Annotated in this window: 16 protein-coding genes; 8 read left to right on the forward strand and 8 right to left on the reverse strand. The window is 70.9% G+C overall.

Annotation, left to right across the window (positions count from 1 at the left end; genetic code table 11):
* The first annotated feature begins 113 nt into the window (after positions 1-113).
* Positions 114-1,994, forward strand: a complete 1,881-nt coding sequence (locus tag AAFF41_RS17270) for an MGH1-like glycoside hydrolase domain-containing protein (protein WP_425526132.1) — start codon at positions 114-116, stop codon at positions 1,992-1,994.
* Entirely contained in the window at positions 1,991-3,928 is a 1,938-nt protein-coding gene (locus AAFF41_RS17275) for an amylo-alpha-1,6-glucosidase (protein WP_319744106.1), read from the forward strand. Before AAFF41_RS17270 ends, AAFF41_RS17275 begins: the two co-directional genes overlap by 4 nt.
* A gap of 28 nt (positions 3,929-3,956) precedes the next feature.
* Here AAFF41_RS17275 and dusB read toward each other — a convergent pair whose 3' ends face one another.
* The gene (gene dusB, locus AAFF41_RS17280) at positions 3,957-5,111 is read right to left on the reverse strand and encodes a tRNA dihydrouridine synthase DusB (protein ID WP_097284641.1); all 1,155 of its coding nucleotides are present in this window, start codon (positions 5,109-5,111) and stop codon (positions 3,957-3,959) included.
* Between the two features lie 134 nt (positions 5,112-5,245).
* Between dusB and AAFF41_RS17285 the strand changes: the two genes are divergently transcribed.
* Positions 5,246-6,691: an MFS transporter gene (locus AAFF41_RS17285; RefSeq protein ID WP_319744108.1), complete on the forward strand. Its 1,446-nt coding sequence runs from the start codon at positions 5,246-5,248 to the stop codon at positions 6,689-6,691.
* A 7-nt stretch (positions 6,692-6,698) separates the two neighbouring features.
* Here the strand turns inward: AAFF41_RS17285 and AAFF41_RS17290 are convergent, their stop codons facing one another.
* Positions 6,699-7,682, reverse strand: a complete 984-nt coding sequence (locus AAFF41_RS17290; protein ID WP_319744110.1) for a helix-turn-helix transcriptional regulator — start codon at positions 7,680-7,682, stop codon at positions 6,699-6,701.
* Between the two features lie 101 nt (positions 7,683-7,783).
* Here AAFF41_RS17290 and AAFF41_RS17295 point away from each other — a divergent pair, with 101 nt between their 5' ends.
* Positions 7,784-9,214 (forward strand): MFS transporter, encoded by a 1,431-nt coding sequence (locus tag AAFF41_RS17295; RefSeq protein ID WP_343324185.1) that lies wholly within the window; start codon positions 7,784-7,786, stop codon positions 9,212-9,214.
* Here the strand turns inward: AAFF41_RS17295 and AAFF41_RS17300 are convergent.
* The 3 genes from AAFF41_RS17300 to AAFF41_RS17310 are packed head-to-tail and all read right to left on the reverse strand — an operon-like array spanning position 9,207 to position 12,385.
* Complete coding sequence (locus AAFF41_RS17300) at positions 9,207-11,234, reverse strand: PE-PGRS family protein (RefSeq protein ID WP_319744114.1); 2,028 nt, start codon at positions 11,232-11,234, stop codon at positions 9,207-9,209. The genes AAFF41_RS17295 and AAFF41_RS17300 overlap by 8 nt on opposite strands.
* A gap of 12 nt (positions 11,235-11,246) precedes the next feature.
* Complete coding sequence (locus AAFF41_RS17305; protein WP_319744116.1) at positions 11,247-11,636, reverse strand: VOC family protein; 390 nt, start codon at positions 11,634-11,636, stop codon at positions 11,247-11,249.
* Between the two features lie 14 nt (positions 11,637-11,650).
* Complete coding sequence (locus AAFF41_RS17310) at positions 11,651-12,385, reverse strand: transporter substrate-binding domain-containing protein (protein WP_319744118.1); 735 nt, start codon at positions 12,383-12,385, stop codon at positions 11,651-11,653.
* 199 nt (positions 12,386-12,584) lie between these two features.
* Here AAFF41_RS17310 and AAFF41_RS17315 point away from each other — a divergent pair, with 199 nt between their 5' ends.
* Entirely contained in the window at positions 12,585-12,791 is a 207-nt protein-coding gene (locus AAFF41_RS17315) for a hypothetical protein (protein ID WP_054235491.1), read from the forward strand.
* 89 nt (positions 12,792-12,880) lie between these two features.
* Here AAFF41_RS17315 and AAFF41_RS17320 read toward each other — a convergent pair whose 3' ends face one another.
* Complete coding sequence (locus AAFF41_RS17320) at positions 12,881-13,486, reverse strand: TetR/AcrR family transcriptional regulator (RefSeq protein ID WP_319744120.1); 606 nt, start codon at positions 13,484-13,486, stop codon at positions 12,881-12,883.
* A 26-nt stretch (positions 13,487-13,512) separates the two neighbouring features.
* Positions 13,513-14,517, reverse strand: a complete 1,005-nt coding sequence (locus AAFF41_RS17325; RefSeq protein ID WP_319744122.1) for an aldo/keto reductase — start codon at positions 14,515-14,517, stop codon at positions 13,513-13,515.
* A 256-nt stretch (positions 14,518-14,773) separates the two neighbouring features.
* On the opposite strand from AAFF41_RS17325, the gene AAFF41_RS17330 reads away from it, so the two are divergent.
* Complete coding sequence (locus AAFF41_RS17330; RefSeq protein WP_343324186.1) at positions 14,774-15,826, forward strand: chitinase; 1,053 nt, start codon at positions 14,774-14,776, stop codon at positions 15,824-15,826.
* Between the two features lie 205 nt (positions 15,827-16,031).
* Here AAFF41_RS17330 and AAFF41_RS17335 read toward each other — a convergent pair whose 3' ends face one another.
* Positions 16,032-17,414 (reverse strand): glycine--tRNA ligase, encoded by a 1,383-nt coding sequence (locus AAFF41_RS17335; protein ID WP_060901977.1) that lies wholly within the window; start codon positions 17,412-17,414, stop codon positions 16,032-16,034.
* A gap of 191 nt (positions 17,415-17,605) precedes the next feature.
* Here AAFF41_RS17335 and AAFF41_RS17340 point away from each other — a divergent pair, with 191 nt between their 5' ends.
* On the forward strand, positions 17,606-18,586 hold the full coding sequence (locus AAFF41_RS17340) for a metal ABC transporter substrate-binding protein (RefSeq protein WP_319744126.1): 981 nt from the start codon (positions 17,606-17,608) through the stop codon (positions 18,584-18,586).
* Between the two features lie 28 nt (positions 18,587-18,614).
* Positions 18,615-19,382, forward strand: a complete 768-nt coding sequence (locus tag AAFF41_RS17345; RefSeq protein WP_319744128.1) for a metal ABC transporter ATP-binding protein — start codon at positions 18,615-18,617, stop codon at positions 19,380-19,382.
* The last annotated feature ends 14 nt before the right edge of the window (positions 19,383-19,396 follow it).

Consider the following 19,396-nt stretch of genomic DNA (forward strand, 5'->3'; position numbering starts at 1 on the left):
CCCCTTGCGTTCACCAACTCTGCATTACATATTGAGTTTTGCGTGTTAAATAGACGTAACCCTACGGTAGCTAGTGCCGAACCGATCGGCCGGACGTCTTCGGGGAGACCTGAGTGGACAGCACAACCCAACTCACCATCCACCGCACGGGGACCACCACCCCCGCGCGCACCTCGGGTTCCCCCGCTCCGCCCGGTTCGCACGAGATCACCCACTCCGGCGCGTACGTATACGATCCCGACCGGCTCGCCGGGTCGCTGCACCTCAGGGCCGCCCGGGTACTCGAAGGCAACTGGACGGGAACGTCCACGGTTCCCTCGCACGGGCTGTATCCGCACCAGTGGTCCTGGGACTCCGCTTTCATCGCGATCGGCCTGCGCCACCTGTCCCCCTTGAGGGCACAGACGGAACTGGAGACGCTGCTCGGCGCCCAGTGGGGTGACGGCCGGATCCCGCACATCGTGTTCAACCCCTCCGTCCCGCTCGACGCCTACTTCCCGAGCCCCGACTTCTGGCGCTCCTCGACCGCGGGGCGCGCTGCGGGCGCCCCGCGCACCGTACAGACGTCGGGCATCGTGCAGCCACCGGTGCACGCGCTCGCCGCCTGGCTGGTGCACCAGGCCGACCCGGGCCTGTCCCGGTCGCGTTCCTTCCTCTCCCGGATGTATCCCCGGCTGGCCGCCTGGCACCGCTATCTGCTGCACCGGCGGGACCTGGGCGGCGGCGGGCTCGCCTCCGTGGTGCACCCGTGGGAGCAGGGCATGGACAACAGCCCGTGCTGGGACGCCCCGCTCAGCCGTGTCACCCCGGCCGCGCCGCGCTCCTTCCGCCGCGCCGACCTCGACCACGGGTCCGCGGAGGACCGGCCGACGGACCTCGACTACGGCCGGTACGTGCGACTCGCGACGGACTACCGGGACGGCGGGTACGCCGACGGCGCCGGCGAGTTCGCCGTCGAGGACCCGGCGTTCAACGCGCTGCTGATCGCCTCCGAGCACGCGCTCGCCGCGATCGCGCGGGAGCTGGGCGCGGCGGGGACGGCGCGGCACGCCCGCGCGGAACGGTTGACGGCGGCGCTGGTGGAACGCCTGTGGGACCCGGCGGAGGGGATGTTCTTCTGCCGGGATGTGTATGGCGGGGAGGGGCGCGGTGGGGAGTCGTACGGCGGGGATGCGTGCGACGAGGGCGAGAGCGGTGCTCTCAGTTCGGGGCGGCGCTCTCCTGAGAGCGGTGCTCACGCCTCGGAGCGGCGCTCTTCCGAGAGCGGTGCTCACGGGTCGGAGCGGGACTCTCGGGCTCTCACACCGGAGCAGCACTCCGCCGAGAGCAGTGCTCACGCTTCGGAGCGGCGCTCCCGCCAGAGCGGCGCTCTCGCTTCGGAGCAGCGCTCTCGCGCCGGGGCGCTCATCCCCGAGCGCAGCGTGGCCGGGCTGCTCCCGCTCATCCTCCCCGCGCTCCCCCGCGACATCGCCGCCACCCTGGTCCGCACGGTCGGCGGCCCGCACTTCGGGGTCGGCGGGGTCGCCCGGCTGGCGCCGAGCTACGACCTGACCGGGCACGCCTTCGACCCGCACCGCTACTGGCGCGGCCCCGCGTGGTTCAACACGAACTGGCTGCTGGAGCGCGGGCTGCGACTGCACGGGGAGCACGGGCGCGCGGAGGAGTTGCGGGCGGCGCTGCTGGAGACGGCGGACACGTCCGGGTTCGCGGAGTACGTGGATCCGTACACCGGCGAGGCCTGCGGCGCGCTCGGCTTCAGCTGGACGGCCGCACTGACCCTGGACCTGCTGCACGAGCCCGCGCGAGCCGACCAAGCCGATCGGGCGGATCGGGCGGATCGGGCGGATCAGTCGACGCACGTCGTGTCCCATCCGGGGCACCGCGCGTTCGACAAGGCACAGGGCACGCCGCCACACGCATCGCGCGCATCACACACGCCACACACACCACACAGTTCATTCGAGACGGGCGCCAAGGGAGGGGACCGGGGATGACGGACCGGCATCATCTGCTCGTGCACGGTGGGACGTTCGCCGCCGTGGGCGACGGCGGGGACATCAGCGGGGTGCGCAGCGGCAGCTCCCCGGACGGGTTATTCGTACGGGACGCCCGGCACCTCAGCCGCTGGCAGCTGACCGTCGACGGCGCGGTGCCCGAGGCGCTGACGCCGGTCGCGGACGGCGACACGGCACGCTGTGTACTCGTCCCGCGCGGCGGGCGCAACGAACCGCCCGCGTACACGCTCTTCCGTGAGCAGGCCGTCACCGACGGCGCGTTCGTGGAGGCGCTGCGCGTCACCAGCAACCGCCCGTCGCCCACGACCGTGCGCATCGCGCTCACCGTGGACGCCGACTTCACGGACCAGTTCGAGCTGCGCTCCGACTACCGTACGTACGCCAAGATCGGCGCCGTACGAGGGCGTCAGGTCCTCGATGACGGGGTGGAGTTCAGCTACCAGCGCGGGGAGTGGCGGTCCTGCACGACGATCACTTCCGAGCCCCCGCCGGACGGGGTCGAGGAGACCGGCACCGGCGCCCGTCGCCTCGTATGGACCCTGGACCTCGAACCCCACGCCTCGGCGGAGCTTGCGCTGCGCGTGGCGGCCCGCCCGCACGGGGCGCTGAAGGATCCGGAGGTGCCCGCCTCACCCTCCGCGGCGAATGAACGACTCCTGGCGCTGGAAGGCGAGTTCGCGGACGGCGTGCCCTTCCCGACCGGCTGGCCGGAGCTGGCCGCGGCCTGTGCGCGCGGGCTGTCCGACCTCGCGGTGCTCCAGGTCCCGGCGACGGGCCCGGACGGCGAGGAGCTGCGGGTGCCGGCGGCCGGAGTGCCGTGGTTCCTCACGCTCCTGGGCCGCGACGCCCTGCTGACCTCCCTGTTCGCGCTCCCCTACCGCCCCGAGCTCGCCGCCGCCACGCTGCCCGCGCTCGCCGCGACGCAGGCGGTCGAGGTGGGATCGGGTGCGGTGGCCCAGCCCGGCAAGATCGTGCACGAGGTGCGCCACGGTGAGCTGGCGCACTTCGGGCAGGTGCCGTACGGGCGGTACTACGGATCGGTGGACGCGACGCCACTGTTCCTGGTGCTGCTCGGCGCGTACACAGAGCAGACGGGTGACCCGGCCCTGGCCCGGCGGCTGGAGGCCAACGCCCGGGCGGCGATCGGCTGGATGCTGGACCACGGCGGTCTGACCTCCGTCGGCTATCTCGTCTACCGCGCGGACGGCGGCGGCCTCGCCAACCAGAACTGGAAGGACTCCCCCGGCGCGATCTGCTCCGCCGACGGGAGCCGCCCCAGTGGGCCGGTGATGGCCGCGGGCGCGCAGGGATACGCGTACGACGCGCTGCGCCGCACCGCCCACCTGTCCCGTACGGTCTGGGGCGACGAGGTCTACGCCGCCCTGCTCGAACAGGCGGCTGCGGACCTCCGTGACCGTTTCCAGCGGGACTTCTGGATGAGTGAACACGCCTTCCCGGCGCTGGCGTTGGACGGTGACGGCCGTCAGGTCGACGCCCTCGCCTCGGACGCCGGGCACCTGCTGTGGTCGGGGCTGCTCGACAAGGAGTACGGCGAACTGGTCGGCCACCGCCTGCTGGAGCCGGACTTCTTCTCCGGCTGGGGTGTGCGCACCCTGGCCGCCGGGCAGCCGGCGTACCACCCGTTGTCGTACCACCGCGGTTCGGTCTGGCCGCACGACAACGCCCTGATCACGCTGGGACTGGCCCGCTACGGCCTGCACGACGAGGCCCGTTCGGTCGCCCACGCGCTCGTCGACGCCGCCACGGTCGCCGGCCACCGTCTGCCGGAGGTCCTCGCCGGGTACGGCCGCGAGACACACGGGGAGCCGGTGCCCTATCCGCATGCGTGCGTACGGGAGTCCCGTTCGGCGGCGGCGCCGTTGGCGTTGCTCACGGCGGTCGGGGGCGCTTGAGGGAGCCCCCGGCCCCCCGGCAGGAGAGTCAGCCCCCGGACGTGTCCAGCTCCGCGTCCTCGCTGATGCCCGCGCAGTCGTACGGGTCCTTGAGCCAGCCGTCCGGCAGGACCACGCGGTTGTTGCCGGACGTGCGGCCGCGCGGGCCGTCCGCGCCCGCCGGCCAGGGCTGGTCGAGGTCCAACTCGGCGAGGCCGTCCGAGAGTTCGGCGAGGGACGACGTGATCGCGAGCCGCTTGCGCATTTCGGAGCCGACCGCGAAGCCCTTCAGGTACCAGGCCACGTGCTTGCGGAAGTCGATGACACCGCGCGCCTCGTCGCCGATCCACTCGCCGAGCAGGGTGGCGTGGCGGACCATGACGGCCGCGACCTCGCGCAGGGTCGGGCGGGCGTAGGCGTCCTGGCGCCCCTCGAAGGCGGCCACCAGGTCGCCGAACAGCCACGGCCTGCCGAGGCAGCCGCGCCCGACCACGACCCCGTCGCAGCCGGTCTCGCGCACCATTCGCAGCGCGTCCTCCGCCGACCAGATGTCGCCGTTGCCGAGGACGGGGATCTCCGGCACGTGCTCCTTGAGCCGCGCGATGGCGTCCCAGTCGGCCGTGCCGCCGTAGTGCTGGGCGGCGGTGCGGCCGTGCAGGGCGATGGCGGTGACGCCCTCCTCGACGGCGATCCGTCCGGCGTCGAGGAACGTCATGTGGTCGTCGTCGATGCCCTTGCGCATCTTCATCGTCACCGGGAGGTCGCCCGCCCCGCTGACGGCCTCGCGCAGGATCGCCCGCAGGAGGTTGCGCTTGTACGGGAGGGCGGAGCCGCCGCCCTTGCGGGTGACCTTCGGGACCGGGCAGCCGAAGTTCAGGTCGATGTGGTCGGCGAGGTCCTCCTCCGCGATCATGCGGACGGCCTTGCCGACGGTCGCCGGGTCCACGCCGTACAGCTGGATCGAGCGCGGCTTCTCGGTCGCGTCGAAGTGGATCAACTGCATGGTCTTCTCGTTGCGCTCGACCAGCGCCCGCGTGGTGATCATCTCGCTGACGAACAGGCCCTTTCCGCCGCTGAACTCGCGGCAGAGCGTGCGGAACGGCGCGTTCGTGATCCCGGCCATGGGGGCGAGGACGACGGGCGGCTGGACGGTGTGGGGGCCGATCGACAGCGGGGTGGCGGGGGCGAGGGCGGTCGTGGACATTCCCCCATTGTCGCGTACGCGGACGGGTGCGATGACTGTGGTGACTGTCATGAATGAGTGCGGTGCGCAACAGAGGAGAGTCAGAAGAGGGTCATTAGTTAGACGCACTATCGACACGGGCGTAGGCTGGTGGAATGCCCGAGCTCAGTCCTCGCCACCGTCTTCTCGTCCTCGCGATCTGCTGTATGAGCCTGCTGATCGTGAGCCTCGACAACACGGTCCTGAACGTCGCCCTGCCCTCGATGCAGAAGGAACTGCACGCGAGCGTGGCGGGCCTCCAGTGGACCATCGACGCGTACACGCTGGTCCTGGCGTCGCTGTTGATGCTCGCGGGCTCGACCGCCGACCGCATCGGCCGCCGCCGGGTCTTCAAGGCGGGCCTGGTGATCTTCACCCTCGGTTCGGTCCTGTGCTCCGTCGCTCCGAACCTGGACTCGCTCGTCGCCTTCCGCATGGTGCAGGCGGTCGGCGGCTCGATGCTGAACCCGGTCGCGATGTCGATCATCACCAACACCTTCACGGACCCGCGCGAGCGTGCCCGCGCGATCGGCGTCTGGGGTGGTGTGGTCGGCATATCGATGGCCGCGGGGCCGATCGTGGGCGGCCTGCTCGTGGACTCGGTCGGCTGGCGGTCGATCTTCTGGATCAACCTCCCGGTCGGCCTCGCCGCGCTCCTGCTCACCTGGCGTTACGTCCCCGAGTCCCGCGCCCCCAAGGCCCGCCGCCCCGACCCGGTCGGGCAGCTTCTCGTCATCGCGCTGCTCGGCTCCCTGACGTACGCGATCATCGAGGCGCCCAGCTCCGGCGCTCCCCAGACCCTCGCCTTCGGCGCGATCGCCGTCGCCGCGCTGCTCGGCCTGCTGTGGTACGAGCCCCGGCGCGCCGAACCCCTCATCGACCTGGGCTTCTTCCGTTCGGCGCCGTTCAGCGGGGCCACGGTCGTCGCCATCAGCGCGTTCGCCGCGCTCAGCGGGTTCCTGTTCCTCTCGACGCTCTATCTGCAGAACGTGCGCGGTCTGGACGCGCTGCACGCGGGCCTGTGGATGCTGCCCATGGCGGTCATGTGCTTCGTGTGCGCGCCGCTGTCGGGGCGGCTGGTCGGCAACCGGGGGCCGCGACTGCCCCTGCTGATCGCGGGGGTCTCGATGACCGCGAGCGGGATCCTCTTCGCCGCGTTCGAGGGCGAGACGTCGAACGTCACGCTCGTCATCGGGTACGTCCTCTTCGGCCTCGGCTTCGGCTTCGTGAACGCCCCCATCACCAACACCGCCGTCTCCGGCATGCCCCGCACCCAGGCCGGGGTCGCTGCCGCCGTCGCCTCCACCAGCCGCCAGATCGGCGGCACCCTCGGTGTCGCCGTGGTCGGCGCGGTCCTGGCCTCCGGCATCCAGGCCTCGGCGTACCGGGAGACGTTCGTGTCGGCCGCCCGCCCCGGCTGGTGGATCCTCGCCGGCTGCGGTCTCGCCGTGCTCGTCCTGGGCGCGCTGACCAGCGGACGCTGGGCACGCGGGACGGCCGAGCGGACGGCACGGCAGCTGGAGTCGGCGGAAGTCCGGGACTCGGTGACCGTCCGGGTCTAGGCGTGTCCTAGGCGGCTTCCGTCTCCGCCGTCAGCGCGATCTCGTGCAGCTTCCTCAGGCGTTCGCGGCTCTGCTCGTCCACGGGGGCGTACGTCACCATGCGGGCGCCCATGTCGGGGGCGAGCCACAGGTCGGTGTGGTCGACGGTGAGCAGCCCGACGTACGGGTTCAGGAACTGCTTGGTCTTGCTGCGCGAGCCGCCGTACACCTCGTACCGCTCCCAGATCTCACGGAACTCCGCCGACTCCGTCCGCAGTCGCTTGACCAGCAGCTTCCAGGCGGGCTCGCCGAGGTGGCCGGCCATCGAGCCGCGCAGCTTGGCGGCCATCACGCGCATGGTCTCGTCGAGGAGCACGATCGACTCGCGCCACTCCGGGTGGGTGTAGGCGAGGATCATGCAGTTGCGGTCCTCGGGCGGTACGGCGTCGAGGTCGCGCATCATCAGCCGGGCGTACGTGCGGTTGTAGGCCAGGATGTCGTAGCGGCTGTTCTGGATGCAGGCCGGAACCGGCTCCAACTGGGACAGCACCTCGAGCAGGGCCGGGGTGAGGGTCGGGCACGGCGCGGCGGGCGTGGGGTCGACGGCTCCGGCCAGCCGGAAGAGGTGGGCGCGCTCGCTGGAGTCGAGCATCAGGGTGCGGGCCAGCGCGTCGAGGACCTGTTCGGAGACCTGGATGTCACGGGCCTGTTCGAGCCAGGTGTACCAGGTGACGCCGACGGCGGAGAGCTGCGCGACCTCCTCGCGGCGCAGGCCCGGCGTGCGCCGGCGACGGCCGCGGGGCAGTCCGACCTGCTCCGGCGTGATGCGCTCACGGCGGTTGCGCAGGAAGGTGGCGAGCTCATGCCGCCGGATCTCGCTGCCGCGGGGGGCGACGGAGCCGTGCGGCTCGGGGTCCACCGGCCGGGGAGAAGTCACGGACACCGCCCGCTGAGCGGGGTCGATGGCCTCCACCGGCCGGGGAGCGGTGCTCTCCTGCGTCATCGTCGTCATGCCTCCAGCCTGCCGTTCGCCGGAACCTGTTGCCAGGTAGTGCTTCTACCAGGATAAGGACACTCTGGTACCAGTCTGAGGTCAGGAGAAGTCTGGAGGACGTGACCGAAACCGGAACCCTCAGGACTCCAGTCCGCTCGCCCTCCGCAGCACCCGTGCTCAGCGGCCTCGGCCTCTTCACCGTGCTGCTCGGGGCGGCACTGCCCCTCATCGACTTCTTCATCGTCAACGTAGCCCTCCCGACCATCGGCCGGGACCTGAACGCGAGCGAAGCCGTCCTCGAACTCGTCGTCGCCGGGTACGGAGTCGCGTACGCCGTCCTGCTCGTCCTGGGCGGCCGCCTCGGCGATCTCTTCGGTCGACGCCGGCTCTTCCTCGGCGGCATGGCGGCCTTCGGCCTGACCTCCCTGGCGTGCGGGCTCGCGCCCAGCGCCTGGACGCTGGTGGCGGCGCGCGTCGCGCAGGGCGCGGCGTCCGCGGCGATGCTGCCGCAGGTGCTCGCCACCATCCAGGCGGCGACGGCCGGCCCGCGCCGCGCCAAGGCCATGGGCCTGTACGGGGCCACGGCCGGTCTGTCCATGGTGGCCGGGCAGATACTCGGCGGCCTCCTCGTCGCGGCGGACATCGCGGGCACCGGCTGGCGCGCGGTGTTCCTCGTGAACGTGCCCGTCGTGATCCTCGGCCTGATCCTGGCCACGCGCGCCGTCCCCGAGACGCGCTCGCAGCACCCGGAGCCGATCGACACCCCCGGTACGGTGCTGCTCGCCGTGTCCCTTCTCGCGCTCCTCGCCCCCCTCACCGAGGGCAGGGCGGCGGGCTGGCCCCTGTGGACCTGGCTGTCGCTGGCGCTGTTCCCCCTCGCGGCGGCGGCGTTCTACTTCGTCGAGCGCCGGGAGGACCGCCAGGGCCGTACGCCTCTGGTGCCGCCGAGCCTGTTCGCGCTGACCTCGCTCCGCCGGGGCCTGATCATGATCGTGCCGTTCTCGATCGGCTTCAGCGGTTTCATGTTCGTGATCGCGGTGGCGCTGCAGCGGGGTGCGGGCCTCGGCCCGGTCCCGGCGGGCCTGGCCCTGGCACCGATGGCCGCGGTCTTCTTCGTCGTCTCCCTCTGCGGCCCCCGGCTGATCGCCCGCTACGGCACCCGGATCGTCACCGCGGGCGGGCTGATCCAGGCGGTGGGCGTGGGCCTCATCGCGCTGGCCGCCTGGCGGTCCTGGCCCGACCTGGGCGTGTGGCAACTGCTGCCGGGCGCGGCCGTCGCGGGCGCGGGCCAGGCGCTCCAACTCCCCGTCCTGATCCGGATCATCCTCTCCGAGGTGCCGTCCGCGCGGGCCGGCGTCGGCAGTGGCGTCATGGCCACCACCCAGCAGTCGGCCCTCGCGGTCGGCGTCGCCACCCTGGGCACCCTCTTCCTGTCCCTCGCCGCGAGCGAGGGCATGCGGGACGCCCTCGTCACCACCCTCCTGGTCCAACTGGCGGGCGTGGCCCTGACGACGGCCCTGAGCCTGCGACTGCCGCGCACGATCAGCTGAGCGGTGGGTGCAGTTGCAGCAGTTGGAGCATCCGCTGCATGACGGGGACGGGCAGGGACGGGTGCCGGGCCGCGGGCTCCGCGGTGTCGGGGTCGCGCAGCAGCCGGACGACGACCCGAGCGGGAAACCGCGCGTGCCAGAAGGCCGCATGGCGTATGTGGCCGTGCGGGTCGTCCAGCAGCCGTACCGCCGACGCCGCTGTCAGCCGCGGGTCCTTCGCGGCCCGGTATCTGACCTCCTCGTCCGGGTCCCGGCTGAACCGCTCCACCAGTTCGGGCGTCGACTCCGGGTCGTCCAGGGCCAGTTGGCGCATCCGCGGGTTCGGGTCGTCGGCGTGGCGGAGGAGGTCGTGGCGGGGGAAGTTCGGGTGGCCGTGCGGGCGGTCGGGGGCGCTGAGGCTCCCGGTCCACCACTGCCACACCCGCAGCAGCATGTCGGGGGGCGCGTCGTCGCAGGACTCGGCGAGGAAGAGCTGCACGACGCGGTCCTCGTCCCGGGCGAGGAGTTCCACGACGTCCGGCGGAAGACGCTTGACGCGGGCGACGCTGCGGCGTACGAGGGGGTGGGCGGATGCGGCCAGGCGGCGCAGGGCGGCGGGGTCGCCGTGCAGGTCCGTGACCCAGTCGAGCGGACAGTGGTGCAGACGCGGATCGAAGTCGATGTCGATGCCGACTCGTTGTTCCTCGGTGAGGTCGGGTCGCGTGGAGACCGCGAAACGGACGGACTCGTCCTGGTCCCGGCCGAGGAGGGCCACCAGGTCCGGGTCGAGGCCCGGGCTGCCCGCGAGGGAACGACGCAGGGCGGGATCGCCGTGGTGGGCCAGGTGTTCTGCGAGTTCGCGCTCCAGACGGCAGGTCTTCACGGCACGGTCCTGGAACCCCCCGTCGGCGGTGTCGGAGGCGAAGTCGGTGGCGAGGGCGAGGAAGACGGACCGGGGCATCGGATGGTCCTGGTGGTGCCGGAGCAGGGCCTGCGCACGGACCTTGCCGCTGGGGTCCCCGAGCAGCTTGTGCCGGGTCCCGCTCGGGAGGTGGGGCCAGGCCCGTCGGCAGGCCGCGGCCCGTACCGTCCACTCGGGGTCGGCGGCCAGCACGGTCAGCAGGTGCGCGGACAGCCCGGACAGTCGGGCGGTCTCCGCACGGACCCGGGCGGACGGATCCACGGCGAGCCGCTCGCAGGCGGGTCCGGTGAGCTCGACGCGCCGGTCCGCCGCGAGCATGGTGAGGATCCACCGGTGCCGCTCGTTCCGCTCGGCGAGGATCAGACGGATCCATTGATCGGCCGTGATGTTCGGCTGGGCCTCGGCCAACTGCGCCCGTATCTGCCAGTCCGGGTGCACCATGGCGGCCTCCACGACCGCCGTCGGCATCGCGCTGTACTTGAGGTAGGTGGACCGGCCCTGTAGACCGGCGCGCAGGTCATCGGGGGTGGCCGGGTTGAGCGCCAGCCCGTTCGCCCACGACGTGAGGAGCCTCCCCGAAGGGTCCAGCCCCGCGACCGCCGACTCCCAGGCGACGGCCCGCTCCTCAGGTGTCTCCCGTGCCGTCGCCCGCGCGGCCGCCTCCCGCCGCTCCCGCATCCGGTCCACGACGACGAGCCGGATCCCGTCGTCCTCGGATGTCGTACCCAGCAGGCTGTCGCCATCCGTGGAGAGCGCGACGAACTTCGGCTCGCCGGGCCGCTCGCCCAGCACTCCGGCGAGGTCCCACCGGTCGGTGAGCCGGACCGGCGTCCAGTCCCAGGGCGCGCTGCCCGTGCAGTGGTCGGCGATGTCGATGAGGAAGACACCGTCCTCGTCGAGGATCCCGCCCGCGACCGCCAGCCGGTGCCACTGCGCGTTGAACTCGCCGATCGGGTCCGCCCGGTCACCGGCCACGCGCACCACCCGCTCCGCGTCACCCGGAACAGTCGCACGCCACGCGAACCGGGGCGACGGCACCTCCTGAACCCGCCGTTCGCCGACGACTTCCAGCCCGGCCCGCCGCAACAGCTCCCCGAGCTCGGCTGTCCCACGCGTCATCAAGACGACTCCTCAGTGACGGAAGTGACGGACCAGGCAGAAGGGATGTCCTGCCGGATCGGCGTAGATGTGCCAGCCCCGCCCGTCGGACACGTCGAGCGGCGTCGCGCCCAGAGCCAGGACCTGTTCCCGCGCTCGGTCCAGGTCGGGGACGCCGAAGTCCAGGTGGAACTGCTGGGGGTGGGCGGGATCGGGCCACTGCGGAGGCCGGTACTCCGTGGTCGGAACGCGCTGGAAGGCGAGGACGAGACCGGACGGCGTGTGCAGCGTCGACCAGGCCTCGTCGAGCGCCCAGCGCCGGTCCGGCCGGTTGACGGTGCCGCCGAGCAAGTCTTCGTAGAACTCGGCGAGTCGGAGCGGATCGGGACAGTCCAGCACCACGCACTGCAGTTCGGCGATCACGCGCCGATCCTAGGTCAGCTCCCAGGGCGGGTCAGTGGGGCGGCCAGGGTCTCCGGCTGGTGGGCGCGGCGTAGGGCGTTCGCGACGAAACCGTTCGCCTTCAGTTCCTCGACGAGGTCGTGGAGGAAGCGGACGGTCTCGGCGTGGCGGGTCCTCGTCGTGCCGACCGCTTGGCGGATCTGCATGAACCGGTCCTCGATGAGGCGGAGTTCGGGGTGTGCCGCGACGAACTCGGTCATCGGCTGCCGGATCCCGGCCGCGACCTCCAGCCCCTCGGCCCGGAACGCCTCGACCCCGTCCTCCCCGCGCACCACGCTCGCGTGCCGAAGCGTGCGGGAGAGGAAGAGGTCGTAGGCGGACCCGCGCTTCACTCCGATCCGTACGCCGGGACGGTCGACCCCGGCCACGGTCGTCAGGTCCGAGTCGCGGGGGACGGCGTACACGCCCTCGATCACGACGTACGGCGCCGTGAACGCGATCTCGGCCTCCCGCGCGGGCTCGACGGCCAGGAAGCAGAGGTCGGCACGGCCCTCCGCCATCGCCTCGTACGACGTGCGGGCCGCGTCGAAGCAGAGGAGTTCCACGGGGACGTCCAGGCGGGCGGCGATCTCCCGTGCGAGGTCGACGGTGATGCCCGCCGGGGCCGTCGGTGTGCCCTGGGCCAGCACGGGATTGCCCAGGTTGATCGAGGCCCGCAGGGTGCCGTGGGGCGCGAGGTCCTTGGCGATGGCGGGAGTTCCGGTCGTCATGAGCGGAGTCTAGATCGGGGGCGGTACGGCAGTGCGGAGGGTGGACGGGCGGAAACGGATCGTGATCGCGTACGACCACGCGGTGAACTCGCGGCCCGAGAACCCCCGTTGATCTTCCCGATGCTGCACACTCCTTGCTGCGAAAGGCTTGCCGCCAACGCCCTGCCGGGCAAGCGGAGCGGTAACACCTGGAGGTGTCATGCTGCAGATCAACACGAGCAAGGTCAGCCGCTGGGACCAGCACGGCCGCGAGCACGTCGTCCATGTCCAGCGCGCCGGTGTACAGCGCACGATCAGATGCGACACCTGCGGCTGGCGCAAGGGCGCGCAGTTCCTGCCGTGGCTGAAGGCGGAGGAGCACCTCGCCGAGGCGCATCAGGCGACGGTGGACCCGACGGAGGGGTAGCCCTCCGCCGGGACCACCGGTTCGCCGGGACCACCGGTCCGCCGGGAGCACCGGTCCGTCGGGAGCACCGGTCCGTCGGGGCCGTGGAATCAGTCGATTCGGCGGCGCAGTCCGCGCAGGACGAGGGTGACGACCGTCGAGAACTCGGCCTCGATGCCCGGCTTTTCCCACTCGTGGGCGTAGGCGGGGTCGTGGAAACGGTTCGTGGCGTGGAAGACGGCGCGGGCCGTCGCGACGGAGTCGCCGTCCACGGTCATGAAGTCGCCCTCCATCACACCGCGATGAATGATGTCCGACAGCTGGTCGACCAGCTCGGCGACGTGCTCCTCGACCACCGCGCTCGCCTCGTCGAGCAGCACCGAGTACGTGGCGAACAGCTCGGGATCGTCGCCCGCCTTGTGCCGCTTGGCGGTGAACAGCGTCGACAGCCAGTGCTCGAGCGCCTCCGGGGGTGGCGCGGACGACGGCCTGGCGATCTCCGCGAGTATCTGCGACGTACGGTCCAGCCAGCGCTTCGTGACCGCCTCCCGCAGCGCCGCCTTCGTACGGAAGTGACGGTAGACGCTGCCGTGGCTGACGCCGAGCGCGCGGGCCACGTCCACCACGGTGGCCTTCGCGGGGCCGTGGCGGCGCAGCGCCTCCTCGGTCGCCTCGAGGATGCGCTCGGCGGTCAGTGCTTCGGTGGTCGGTGCCATGTCGAAAACCGTACCTGGCGGCACTGTCAGCGTTCGGTGCCGAGATGTGACATCTGCGCCGCCGGGTAGCGGTCGCCCGCGGCGGCGTCCGCCGGCACGGCCTGCTCGATCGCCGCGAGGTCGGCGTCGTCGAGCGTGACGTCCAGCGCACCGAGCGCCTCCGCCAGCCGCTCCCGGGTCCGCGCACCGACCAGCGGCACGATGTCCTCGCCCCTCGACAACACCCACGCGATCGCGATCTGCGCCACGCTGACGCCCTTCTGCTCCGCGATCTTCCGCAACGCCTCGACGAGGGAGAGGTTGTGCTGGAGGTTCTCTCCCTGGAAGCGGGGGCTCATGGAACGGAAGTCGGTCGGGGCCAGTTGCCGGTCGGCCGTGAAGTGGCCGGAGATCAGCCCGCGGGACAGCACGCCGTACGCGGTGATCCCGATGCCCAGCTCACGGGTGGTCGGCAGGACCTCGTCCTCGATGCCGCGCGAGATCAGCGAGTACTCGATCTGGAGGTCGGAGATGGGGGCGGTGGCGGCGGCCCGGCGGATGGTTTCGGCGCCGACCTCGCTCAGGCCGATGTGCCTGACGTGCCCCTTCTCCACGAGCTCGGCGATCGCGCCGACCGTCTCCTCGATCGGGACGTTCGGGTCGAGCCGCGCGATCCGGTACACGTCGATGTGATCGACGCCCAGGCGCTGCAGCGAGTACGCGGCGAAGTTCCGCACCGCGGCGGGGCGGCCGTCGTATCCGGACCAGCCGCCGTCCGGGTCGCGCAGGGCGCCGAACTTGACGCTGGTCAGCGCCTGCTCGCGCAGGGCCGCCGGAGCCGCGCGCAGGGCCTCGCCGATCAGCATCTCGTTGTGGCCCATGGCGTAGAAGTCGCCGGTGTCGAGGAGCGTCACGCCTGCCTCGAGGGCGGCGTGGATGGTCGCGATGGACTCGGCCCGGTCCGCCTCGCCGTACAGCGCGGACATGCCCATGCAACCGAGGCCGAGGGCGGAGACCTGGGGGCCGGTGGTTCCGAGGGGGCGGGTATGCATGAGGACTCCCTGGTGTCCCTTGAAGGATCGGTGCCCTCTCACGATGGCATGACAGATGACAGATTTCAATATCTGTCATCTGTCAGCTGTCAGCTGTCACCTGTCAGCCGTCATCTGTTATCGGTCATCCGGCGCTTTCCACCCGCCACCCGCCACCCCCACCCCACTTTGGTCCAGACCTATTGACGACAGGTCTGGACCGCAGGCACTGTCATGCCTACGACACCTCACCGCACCCCCCACCGGGAGGCCTCGCATGATCCGTCGGAAGCTGCGCCTGTTCGCCCTCGCACTCACCGCAGCCGTCCTCGCCCCGCTGTCGGTCGCCACCGCCCCCACCGCATCCGCCGCCGACACCTGCGCCGTGAAGTCCCGCCCGTCCGGGAAGGTTCTCCAGGGCTACTGGGAGAACTGGGACGGCTCTTCCAACGGAGTGCACCCGCCGTTCGGGTGGACTCCGATCACCGACTCCCGTATCGCCGCGCACGGCTACAACGTGATCAACGCGGCGTTCCCGGTCATCCGCTCCGACGGCACGGCGCTGTGGGAGGACGGGATGGACACCGGTGTGAAGGTCGCGACGTCGGCGGAGATGTGCGCGGCCAAGGCGTCCGGGCAGACGATCCTGCTGTCGATCGGCGGGGCTGCGGCGGGCATCGACCTCAGTTCCTCCGCCGTCGCCGACAGGTTCGTCGCGACGATCGTGCCGATCCTGAAGAAGTACAACTTCGACGGTATCGACATCGACATCGAGACGGGCCTGGTCGGCAGTGGCAGCATCGGTCAGCTCTCCACGTCCCAGGCCAACCTGATCCGGATCATCGACGGCGTGCTGTCGCAGATGCCGGCCAACTTCGGGCTGACCATGGCGCCGGAGACCGCGTACGTCACGGGCGGCAGCATCACGTACGGCTCGATCTGGGGCGCGTATCTGCCGATCGTCAAGAAGTACGCGGACAACGGGCGCCTGTGGTGGCTGAACATGCAGTACTACAACGGCAGCATGTACGGATGCTCCGGCGACTCCTACTCCGCGGGCACCGTCCAGGGCTTCACCGCGCAGACCGACTGCCTGAACAAGGGGCTGGTCGTGCAGGGCACCACCATCAAGGTGCCCTACGACAAGCAGGTCCCGGGTCTGCCCGCCCAGTCGGGCGCCGGTGGCGGCTACATGTCACCGAGCCTGGTCTCCCAGGCGTGGCGGCACTACGGCACCGGCCTCAAGGGCCTGATGACCTGGTCGATCAACTGGGACGGCTCGAAGAACTGGACCTTCGGCGACAACGTCAAGGCGCTGCAGGGCCGTTGAGAACCAGGACGGCTCGGGGAGCAGTCCACCGGACAGGTCGCCTCCAACGCGCCGTCGCAGTTCTCATCGCGCCGCCACGTGTCGGGCCGCCAGGGCCTGTCTCTCGGATCAGTCCGGGGCCGGGGTCGCGCGGAATGTCCGGCGATCCGAAAAGCCCCCGGTTCCCGCAGCGCGGGAACCGGGGGCTTTTCACGGACAAGCCAGGTCAGCAGCCGATCAGGCGCGCGGCCAGGTAGCCCTCGATCTGGTCGAGGGAGACGCGCTCCTGCTTCATCGAGTCGCGCTCGCGCACCGTGACGGCGTTGTCGTCGAGGGTGTCGAAGTCGACCGTGACGCAGAACGGGGTGCCGATCTCGTCCTGGCGACGGTAGCGGCGGCCGATGGCGCCCGCGTCGTCGAAGTCGATGTTCCAGTGCTGGCGCAGGGCGGTGGCGAGACCCTTGGCCTTCGGGGACAGCTCGGGGTTGCGGGAGAGCGGGAGGACGGCGACCTTGACCGGCGCGAGGCGCGGGTCGAGGCGCAGCACCGTGCGCTTCTCCATCTTGCCCTTGGCGTTGGGGGCCTCGTCCTCGACATAGGCGTCCAGCAGGAACGCCAGCATGGCGCGGCCGACACCGGCGGCGGGCTCGATGACGTACGGAGTCCAGCGCTCGCCGGCCTCCTGGTCGAAGTACGAGAGGTCCTGGCCGGAGGCCTTGGAGTGCGCGCCGAGGTCGTAGTCGGTGCGGTTGGCGACGCCCTCCAGCTCACCCCACTCGTTGCCGCCGAAGCTGAAGCGGTACTCGATGTCGGCGGTGCGCTTGGAGTAGTGGGAGAGCTTCTCCTTGGGGTGCTCGAACCAGCGCATGTTCTCTTCGCGCAGACCGAGGCCGGTGTACCAGTTCCAGCGCTCCTGCATCCAGTACTCCTGCCACTTCTCGTCCTCGCCCGGCTTGACGAAGAACTCCATCTCCATCTGCTCGAACTCGCGGGTGCGGAAGATGAAGTTGCCGGGCGTGATCTCGTTGCGGAAGGACTTGCCCATCTGCGCGATGCCGAAGGGCGGCTTGCGGCGCGAGGTCTGCTGGACCTGGGCGAAGTTGGTGAAGATGCCCTGGGCCGTCTCGGGGCGCAGGTAGGCGACGGAGCCGCTGTCCTGCGTGGGGCCGAGGTGGGTGGTGAGCAGGCCCGAGAACTGCTTGGGCTCGGTGAACGTGCCCTTGTTGCCGCAGTTGGGGCAGTTGAGGTCGGCGAGGCCGTTCTCCGGGAGGCGGCCGTGCTTCGCCTCGTAGGCCTCCTCCAGGTGGTCGGCGCGGTAGCGCTTGTGGCAGGAGGTGCACTCGGTGAGCGGGTCGGTGAAGGTGGCGACGTGTCCCGACGCGACCCAGACCTCGGTCGCCAGGATCACCGACGAGTCGATACCGACGACGTCCTCGCGGGAGGTGACCATGTAGCGCCACCACTGGCGCTTGATGTTCTCCTTGAGCTCGACGCCGAGCGGGCCGTAGTCCCAGGCGGCACGCTGTCCGCCGTAGATCTCACTACTGGGGAAAACGAAGCCACGGCGCTTGCTCAGGCTGACGATGGTGTCGATCTTGTCGGCGGCCACGGTGCTCTCTTCATTACGAACGGACGGCAGCGAATGATTCAGGTTACCGGCGCCGCCCACCCTCGTATCAAATCGGTTCGGGGACACCTCGCCTCATCGTGCCCCTTACCGGCTCATTCGCCGCCCCGTTTACCGAGGGCTTACCGAAGGCTTGTTGACAATCGTTTCCAGGTTTGTTGAAAATGACTGTCATGAACGTACGACGGCGCCTCGCCGCTTCTCGAATAAGCACGGCCGGGTCCGCGGCCCTGACAGCCACCGCTGTCGGCCTCGGCGCCCTCACCGGCTGCTCGGTCTCCACGGCGGCCGGCGGCAGGAGCGACGGGAAGCTCGACATCGTGGCGTCGTTCTACCCCATGCAGTACCTCGCCGAGCAGATCGGCGGGACGCACGTGCAGGTCACGAGCCTGACCCAGCCCGGTCAGGAGCCGCACGACCTGGAGATCAGCGCCCGGCAGACGGCGCGGCTCCAGTCGGCGGACGCCGTCGTCTACCTCAAGAACCTGCAGCCGGCCGTCGACGACGCCGTGGCGCAGTCCGAGGTCAAGACCAAGATCGACGCCGCGTCGCTGACGACCCTGGAGAAGCACGGCAACGAGGTCGGCGGGCACGCGGCCTCGCACGACACCTCCAAGAGCGAGGAGAGCGGCTCCGCCGACCCGCACATCTGGCTCGACCCGGTGAAGTACGGCCAGGTCGCCGAAGGGGTCGCCAAGGCCCTCAAGAAGGCCGACCCGAAGCACGCCGCGGACTACGACAAGAACATGGCGGCGCTGCGGAAGAAGTTCGCCGATCTCGACACCCGGTACAAGACCGGGCTGGTGAACACCAGGACCAAGGTCTTCATCACCACGCACGCCGCCTTCGGCTACCTCGCCGAGCGCTACGGCCTCACCGAGGAGGCCATCAACGGTCTGGACCCGGAGTCGGAGCCCAGCGCGAACCGCGTGAAGGACCTTGAGAAGATGGCGAAGGCCGACGGCGTCTCGACGGTGTTCTACGAGACGCTCGTCAGCGACAAGACCGCCAAGACCATCGCCGGCGACGCGAACCTGAAGACGGACGTCCTCGACCCGATCGAGGGCATCACCGGCAAGTCCAGGGGCAGCGACTACTTCCAGGTCATGGAGTCGAACCTGAAGGCGCTGCGAACGGCGTTGGGCGCCAAGTGACACCCAGTCCGAGTTCCAGGAGGACAGCGTGAGCGAGCCCGTCATATCCCTGCGCGGCGTGACCGCCGAGCTGGGTTCGCGCCCCGTCCTGCGCGGCATCGACCTCGCCGTGCACCGCGGTGAGGTCGTCGCGCTGCTCGGCGCCAACGGCTCCGGCAAGTCGACGGCCATCCGCAGCGTCATCGGCCAGGTCCCGGTCAGCGGCGGCGAGATAGAGATCTTCGGCACCCCGCGCCGGCGCTTCCGCGACTGGAAGCGGGTGGGGTACGTGCCGCAGCGCACGACCGCCGCGGGCGGCGTGCCCGCCACGGTGACCGAGATCGTCGCCTCCGGCCGGCTCTCCCGCGCCCGCTTCGGCGTGCTGCGCAAGGCCGACCACGAGGCCGTACGGCACGCCCTGGAGCTCGTCGGCATGGCGGACCGCGCCAAGGACTCGGTGAACGCCCTGTCGGGCGGCCAGCACCAGCGCGTCCTGATCGCCCGCGCCCTCGCCTCCGAACCCGAGCTGCTGATCATGGACGAGCCGATGGCGGGCGTCGACCTGGCGAGCCAGGAGGTGCTGGCCCGGACCCTGCGCGAGCAGGTCGCGGCGGGCACCACCGTCCTGCTCGTCCTGCACGAGCTGGGCCCCCTGGAGCCCCTGATCGACCGCGCGGTCGTCCTGCGCGACGGCTGCGTCCTGCACGACGGCCCGCCCCCGCGAGCGGTCGGCCAGCACGCGCTGCCCGGCCACGACCACGTACACCCGCACGCGGCTCACGACGCCGAACCGATCCGGACGGGACTGCTGAGCTGATGGGACCGCAGAGC

The sequence above is a fragment of the Streptomyces mirabilis genome (genome assembly GCF_039503195.1).
Taxonomy (GTDB): Bacteria; Actinomycetota; Actinomycetes; order Streptomycetales; family Streptomycetaceae; genus Streptomyces; species Streptomyces mirabilis_D.